General features: G+C 69.1%; 1 protein-coding gene. It reads right to left on the bottom strand.

The window, feature by feature from the left end; all coding sequences use genetic code 11:
• Positions 1 to 418, bottom strand: a 418-nt coding sequence (locus tag DBR34_RS24300; RefSeq protein WP_258224196.1) for a HAMP domain-containing sensor histidine kinase, incomplete at both ends; no start/stop codon positions are given.

A 418-nucleotide genomic window follows, 5' to 3' on the forward strand; every position in this document is an offset into this window, starting at 1 on the left:
ATCGACAGCCCCAGCCCCGTGCCCTGCGGCCGCGTTGGCTCGGCCCGGTAGAACGGCTCGAACGCCCGCCCCAACGCCTCGGCCGACATCCCGATCCCGGTGTCGCGCACTACCACCCGATCGTCCAGCACATCCACATCGATGCGCCCCTCGTCGGTGTAACTGCAGGCGTTGCGCAACAGATTGCTCACCACCACCTGCAGCACCCGCGGCGGCGCGTGCAACTGCACCGGGCCGGCACTGTGCAGGAAAATCTCCACCGGCCGCCCCACCATCAGCTCGCGCGCGTTGTCCACCTCGTACCGCACGATCTCGTAGGCGTCCAACAGCTCCACCTGCGGCTCCACGTCCGCCTCGCGGGCCAGGATCAGGAAGGCATCGATCACCGCCTCCATGTCGCGGCCCGCGCGCTGGATGC

Origin of the sequence: Stenotrophomonas sp. HMWF003, assembly GCF_003061285.1 — a bacterium.
Taxonomy (GTDB): Bacteria; Pseudomonadota; Gammaproteobacteria; order Xanthomonadales; family Xanthomonadaceae; genus Stenotrophomonas; species Stenotrophomonas maltophilia_AP.